This window comes from Sulfurimonas sp. (assembly GCF_027056685.1).
Lineage (GTDB): Bacteria > Campylobacterota > Campylobacteria > Campylobacterales > Sulfurimonadaceae > Sulfurimonas.
On record NZ_JALUKE010000243.1, the window covers coordinates 1 to 6,298 of the forward strand.

At 35.7% G+C, this 6,298-nt stretch carries 8 protein-coding genes; all 8 read right to left on the bottom strand.

Translation table 11 applies throughout. The features are described 5' to 3' along the window. On the bottom strand, positions 1–229 hold a 229-nt coding region (locus MVY38_RS10725), incomplete at its 3' end, for an SDR family NAD(P)-dependent oxidoreductase (RefSeq protein ID WP_297486098.1). A gap of 6 nt (positions 230–235) precedes the next feature. Further along, positions 236–1,498 (bottom strand): homoserine dehydrogenase, encoded by a 1,263-nt coding sequence (locus tag MVY38_RS10730; RefSeq protein WP_297486101.1) that lies wholly within the window; start codon positions 1,496–1,498, stop codon positions 236–238. Between the two features lies 1 nt (position 1,499). After that, complete coding sequence (locus MVY38_RS10735) at positions 1,500–2,732, bottom strand: LL-diaminopimelate aminotransferase (RefSeq protein ID WP_297486103.1); 1,233 nt, start codon at positions 2,730–2,732, stop codon at positions 1,500–1,502. Positions 2,733–2,802: 70 nt separating this feature from the next. Continuing rightward, positions 2,803–3,681 carry a hypothetical protein gene (locus MVY38_RS10740; RefSeq protein ID WP_297486105.1) on the bottom strand — a complete coding sequence of 293 codons (879 nt, stop codon included), beginning with the start codon at positions 3,679–3,681 and terminating at the stop codon, positions 2,803–2,805. Continuing rightward, positions 3,675–4,487 (bottom strand): hypothetical protein, encoded by an 813-nt coding sequence (locus tag MVY38_RS10745; RefSeq protein ID WP_297486106.1) that lies wholly within the window; start codon positions 4,485–4,487, stop codon positions 3,675–3,677. Before MVY38_RS10745 ends, MVY38_RS10740 begins: the two co-directional genes overlap by 7 nt. Next, positions 4,484–5,164 carry a 23S rRNA (guanosine(2251)-2'-O)-methyltransferase RlmB gene (gene rlmB, locus MVY38_RS10750; RefSeq protein WP_297486109.1) on the bottom strand — a complete coding sequence of 227 codons (681 nt, stop codon included), beginning with the start codon at positions 5,162–5,164 and terminating at the stop codon, positions 4,484–4,486. The genes MVY38_RS10745 and rlmB overlap by 4 nt, the downstream gene beginning before the upstream one ends. A gap of 39 nt (positions 5,165–5,203) precedes the next feature. Continuing rightward, a complete protein-coding gene (gene rsmI, locus MVY38_RS10755; RefSeq protein WP_297486111.1) occupies positions 5,204–6,013 on the bottom strand; it encodes a 16S rRNA (cytidine(1402)-2'-O)-methyltransferase in 810 nt (269 codons plus the stop codon). A gap of 13 nt (positions 6,014–6,026) precedes the next feature. Next, positions 6,027–6,227 (bottom strand): 50S ribosomal protein L31, encoded by a 201-nt coding sequence (gene rpmE, locus MVY38_RS10760; protein WP_297486114.1) that lies wholly within the window; start codon positions 6,225–6,227, stop codon positions 6,027–6,029. Positions 6,228–6,298 lie beyond the last annotated feature (71 nt).

Sequence of the window (6,298 nt, forward strand, 5' to 3'; positions counted from 1 at the left end):
CCATATCAATATCATGAAGCTTTTTCATCTCTTTTTGTAGGGCTTCAAATGCAGTCACATCCACACAAATAAGCGTAATATTTTTGCATCTATCTTGCAACTCATTTTTGAGTCTAACAAGCCGTTCTTCTCTTCGTGCAAGCAAAAAAAGTTCATTCTCTTTTGAAGCATACTGGCGAGCAAACTCAGCACCAAGCCCCGAACTCGCACCAGTTATAAGAATTTTCATCTAAATTTATACTATTCTTATCATCACTGGTCTAAAGTTAATAAAATCAAGTTTTTCCAACTCTTTGAGCATACTTTGAATATCTTTTTCTACAGCTTTATGTGTAGAGATAAGTAAATTTGCACTTCCATTTTCACTTGAACGCTGTAACATAGTCTCTATGGAGATGTTATAACTCTCAAAAATCTTAGAAAGTTGTGCAAGAACACCTGCTTTATCTGTTACATTGATACGGAGGTAATATTTTGACTCTATATCATCACTTGACTTGAGTGTCAGTGTATTACCCTCCATTGGACGGTTAAACCCAAGCATTGGAGTTGATTTTCCACTTCTTGCAATGTCAATGATGTTTGCTACAACTGCTGAAGCCGTAGCATCACCACCTGCACCTGCACCATAGTAAAGTGTTTCACCCACTTTATCACCCACAACGCTCACACCATTCATCACACCATCAATCTTTGCAATCATTGCCTCTTTTTTAATGAGTGCAGCATGCACACGAAGTTCTACTTCATTGTTATCTTTTTTCGCAATAGCAAGCAGTTTAATAGCATAGCCAAACTCTTTTGCAAAGGCAATATCTTCAGAAGAGACATTTTCAATCCCCTCAATCAAAATATCTTCAGGTTTTGCATCAAGTCCATAAGCAATAGAGGCTAAAATAAGGAGTTTGTGTGCAGCATCGTATCCGCCAACATCAAATGTGGGGTCTGCTTCAGCATATCCCAAATCTTGAGCCTCTTTTAAAATTGCATCGTACGAAACGCCATTATTTGTCATCTCAGTCATCATATAGTTACAAGTACCATTCATAATTCCCATAATTGACTCTATATGATTTGCAGATAGTCCATCACGGAGTGCAGTGATTATAGGAATACCACCAGCAACAGATGCTTCAAACTCAAAAGGGATATTACCTGCTAACTCTTGTAACTCATATCTATGATATGCAAGGAGTGCTTTGTTTGCTGTTACCACTGCTTTACCACTCTCTAAGGCACGCTTCACAACCACAAATGGCTCATCAACACCACCCATAAGTTCTACGACAATATCTATCTCATCATCATTTAAAACATCATCAACATTATCTGTTAAAATAATATCTAAACCACGATCTTTTGAGAGATTTCTTACAACACCACTCTTTACAACAATGTCTCGTCCAGCCCGTGCTGAAATTACATCTGCATTCTCTTTTAAAATATTTGCAACACTCGTCCCAACAGTTCCAACACCAATAATTCCAACTTTTATCATATTACTTTTTATCCTTCTCTTTACAGCCATCAAACTGCTTTAAAAACTCTCTTACATTTCTTGCTGCTTGACGAATACGGTTATCGTTTTCAATCAATGCAATACGCACATATCCTTCGCCATATTCACCAAAACCAATACCAGGAGAAACTGCAACGCCTGCTTCCACTAAAAGTCTTTTAGAAAACTCTAAACTTCCTAAATGTGCAACACACTCTGGAATTTTTGCCCAGCTAAACATAGTTGCTTCATTTTTTTCAATATGCCACCCTGCACGACCAAACGCTTCAATAAGCACCTCTTGACGATGATTGTATTTATTTGTAATATCGCTCACACAAGTCTGGTCACCATTAAGTGCCACAGTAGCTGCTACTTGAATAGGCGTAAACATCCCATAATCAAGCCATGATTTTATCTTTTGTAATGCACCTATAAGCTTTTTATTTCCTACAAAGAAACCGACACGCCATCCTGCCATATTGTAAGATTTTGAGAGTGTAAAAGATTCAACTGCAACATCTTTTGCTCCCTCTACTTGCATAATTGAAGGAGTTTTATAGCCATCAAATGTTATATCACCATAAGCAATATCAGAAATAATGTAAAATCTCTTCTCTTTTGCCATAGCAACAAGGCGTTCATAAAAAGCGACTGTAACCGTTGCCGTCGTTGGATTATGTGGAAAGTTTACAAGTACATACTTTGGTTTAGGCGAGCTCTCTTTAAAGACCTTCTCTAAACTTGCAAAAAATTTATCTTCATCAAGTCTATAATGCTCATCAAACTCAACACCAAATTTAATAACATTCCCACCAGCTAATATAAAAGAATACTCATGAATTGGATATGTAGGATCGGGAACAACTGCTACATCCCCTGGATTTGTAATAGCATAAGTAAGGTGTGCATAACCCTCTTTTGAACCCATAGTTGCCACACACTCTGTTTGTGGGTCAAGTGTACAAGCATAACGGCGCTCATACCAATCGGCTATGGCTTGAAGAAGTTTAGGAATACCTTTTGAAGTAGAGTATCCATGTGTTTTTGTTTTTTGGGCAGATTCAACAAGTTTATTTCGTATATGTTCAGGAGTAGGTCCATCAGGATTTCCCATAGAAAAGTCTATAACATCTTTTCCAGCATGGCGCTCTGCCATTTTTATATCATTAACTTCTGCAAATACATACTTTGGAAGTCTCTCAACTCTATTAAATTTAAACTCATCAAACATTTTTCAGCCCTCTATAATAATTAATGCCATTTTAGCAAAAAATTATTAGAATAAGGTAATGTGAGCTAAATTATCTTGTTCCTGTAGGAGAGAGTGTAAGACCATCACGAAGATTTTTCAGCGTATATAAATCAGTAATTTTTATATATTTTGCACTTTTTGGAATTAAAAGAGAAATAGATTTATAAACTTTATCTCGCTTGAGAAGTTTTACCAAATGCAGGGAAGCATCATAGTAACTTATATAAGGGTACCAGTGATTCCTACGCGAACTATGCACTTCTAGAGCTCGAATTTTAGAAACATTAAACCAGTGAGCATAGAGGGCTCGTCTAAGTTGCACCTCTTGATTAGCTTCAAGTATAGGGACATTAAGTTCACCACTGTTTATATCTATAATATATGTCCATTTTTTAGTACTGTTTCTTGAAATGTCAATAATTTTACAGCCATTATTTTGTAGTGCTTTTTGTAAAATCATAGGATCTGTCATATATTCAGAGGTTAAGTTAATTGTCCAAGAAAATTCTGATGCATCCAAATGTGCAGCCGTCGTTACATAACGAAAATAGCCAATACCACTTAAAACATCATCCATTATTCTTACAAAAAAGATTGGCGAACCATTTGTTTTAAAGGTAAGGCTAAATGCTTGAGGTGCCTTAAAAAAGAGGTTTAAAAGCCCATTATCTTTTAATGTCTGTATGATTTTGACAACATCAACTCTATCACCCATATAATATGCTGACTTTGGATCAAAAATGACATTTATAAATGCTTTATTATCCTTGTATGTTTTTTTATCCAAAAAGCTCTTTATTTTTGCTGTTACAGGATCATCTTCACTAACACCTATATTTGCATTTGCATTTTTCAACTCACCAGCAAATAAGCTAGAAGTAAAAAATGGAAACAAGAGCATTGCGGTAAAAATAAGTTTAATTACCACTTACGACCTCTATTTAATTTTTTAAATTCATCTGTTGAAATTTTCTCTAAAACCCCATCTTTATAATGTAATCGCAAGGTATTTTTATCGCTAAAGTGTCTTTTTTCTCCATTGACCATAACATCTATATATCCATGTCCAAATATAAAAAGCCACTCGTCACTTGCGTTTAAATCCAGCTCATTTGAAAAAGTTTTTTGATGCTTTTTATTTGTTGCTACATTTATGTAACCCAACCAAACTCTTGAGCGTGGTAAAATCTCTAATGGTTCTGATTTTTCTACTGTTTTTACTACTTTTTGCTCTACCTGCTTTGTAAGATTTTGCTCTTGCTCAGTACTATTAACTTCGGACACAATAGGAATTTCTTTTGTTTGAGGTACAACTTCCTTCTCTACTATCTGTTTTGGAGGGGTCTTTATTTGTACTGCAATATTGTTGGTATTATTTGCTTCATCTGCAACACCAAGTGTATAGTATAGAGCCACTAAAAAAATAAAAATTGCTACAACAATATAAAGAATAGTGAAATTCTTCTGTTTTGATGGTGTAACAAAAATACCAGCATCTGCTAAAGGTTCTGTCGCCATTTGCGCATCATAATACTCTATAGCATGCGATTTTATCTCTTGCAAATCAAGGTCGTAATCTCTTTCAAGAATAGAGACAAATCCAAGAAATTGCATACGAGAAAATCCCTCGTAGTTCTCATCTAAAATAGCTTGTACATGCCTAACAGGAATATGTGTATCTTCATAAATTTTTTGAGCACCTAGACTTTTTAACTTTTCGAGCGCATCACTCATACCCACATCCTTTGCATTAAAATTCCACCTGCCACACTGACATTAAGAGAGTCAAAATCATGTGCCATTTTTATACTGACAATTGTATCAAGTTTAGCACTTACTCGTGCAGAGAGTCCTTCCCCCTCATTTCCAAGCACCAACACTCTTTTTTGCGCAGGTTTTACATCACAAATATCCACGCCACCCATATCTGCACCATAAGTGACAAAACCAGACATTTTAAAGTCATTTAAAAGGTTGTAAATATTTTGCTCTACTGCTAGCGGCATATCAAAAAGTGCACCTGTACTTGTTCGTAAAATTGGTTCAATATTAAGATGTTTCACACCTGTAACAATGACCCCATCAACACCTAAGGCATAGGCACTACGAATAAGTGCACCAATGTTTCCAACATCAGTAAGCCCAGCAAGTACGAGTATAAACTCTTTATTTAGAAATGTTTGATAATTATGGAGTTTATAATCTTCAACTTCTGCTAAAAAGCCTTGATGGTTAGCATTTTTGCTCATTTTCACGGCTGCTTCATTGGGAATGCGTTTTATCTCAAAGCCCATTTTCATAAGACGGGAATACTCTTTTTTGTCAAGCTCTCGTGCTAAATAAAGAGTTTTAATTTTTTGTGGATAGTGATTGATTAGATAGTAAATTGGTTGTTTTGCATAAATTAACATAGGGGTATTTTAGCGAAAAAAAGTATCTATTTGATTACTTTACAATAATCTTTGATAGATTTCTTTAATATTTTCACCTGTTATTTTATTTATGAGCTTTGCTTGCACTTTTTTTGGTAAATCTAATGCTAAAATATCTTTTTCACTGATGGCAGATTCAGACTGCGTTTGACTTGCACTAATAACAACCACCCATTCGCCTTTAATGTTTTTTCCAACCTGCTCTATCAACTCTTTTGGAGTCCCTCGAAAGAATTTTTGATACCTTTTTGTAAGCTCTTTTGCTAAAAATATCTCTCTTTGTGGTGCTTCTTGCGCAAGTTCTTGCAGAAGCTTTTCCAAGCGGTGTGGAGATTCATAAAGAATAGTAGTGTAACCATTATGCAAGGCTTTTTGTAATCCTGCACTTCGAGAATTGCCTTTGTGGTCTAAAAAACCAAAAAAGAGTAGCTGCGTTTGTCCAAAACCACTCGCTACAAACGCAGTAAGCACTGCGTTTGCACCAGGGAGGACATCATACTCTAAAGAGTGCTCGATACAGTAAGAGACAAGAGCTTGTCCAGGGTCACTCACACCTGGCATACCGGCATCACTTGCATAAACAATATTTTGCTCAAAAAAAGAGGGTTCTAATTTTTCAACAAAAGCCTGTTCATTATGTGAATGTAGGGAAATAAATTCTTGATTTTCTTTAAAAGAAGTGTTATAACGCTCTTTTAAAATATGGATAAGTTTTTTTGTAACGCGGGTGTCTTCACAAAGGAGTATGTCAGCTTCACTCAAAAGCTCAATGGCTCTGAGTGAAATATCGCCGATATTTCCAATAGGAGTTGGAATTAATGAAAGCAAAAAAAGTGCTTGACTATTTTTTGCCGTAACGCGCTTTAAATTTCTCGATACGACCAGCAGTATCAACCATACGCTCTTCACCTGTGAAGAATGGGTGACATTCGTTACAGATGTCAATTTTCATCTCTGGTTTTTGGCTTTTTGTTACAAAGCTGTTGCCACATGCACATGTTACAGTACAATCTACTAGTTCTGGGTGAATACCTTTTTTCATTTCATTACCTTTTGATACTCGTCGAAGTACGAATATCTATATATTTTTTAATTCCGTATGGGGGCAGAATT

Bases quoted from the DNA above. Each gene is read 5' to 3' on its own strand.
- rpmE (WP_297486114.1), bottom strand. From the start codon at position 6,227: ATGAAAAAAGGTATTCACCCAGAACTAGTAGATTGTACTGTAACATGT.
- MVY38_RS10735 (WP_297486103.1), bottom strand. From the start codon at position 2,732: ATGTTTGATGAGTTTAAATTTAATAGAGTTGAGAGACTTCCAAAGTAT.
- MVY38_RS10745 (WP_297486106.1), bottom strand. From the start codon at position 4,487: ATGAGTGATGCGCTCGAAAAGTTAAAAAGTCTAGGTGCTCAAAAAATT.
- MVY38_RS10730 (WP_297486101.1), bottom strand. From the start codon at position 1,498: ATGATAAAAGTTGGAATTATTGGTGTTGGAACTGTTGGGACGAGTGTT.
- rlmB (WP_297486109.1), bottom strand. From the start codon at position 5,164: ATGTTAATTTATGCAAAACAACCAATTTACTATCTAATCAATCACTAT.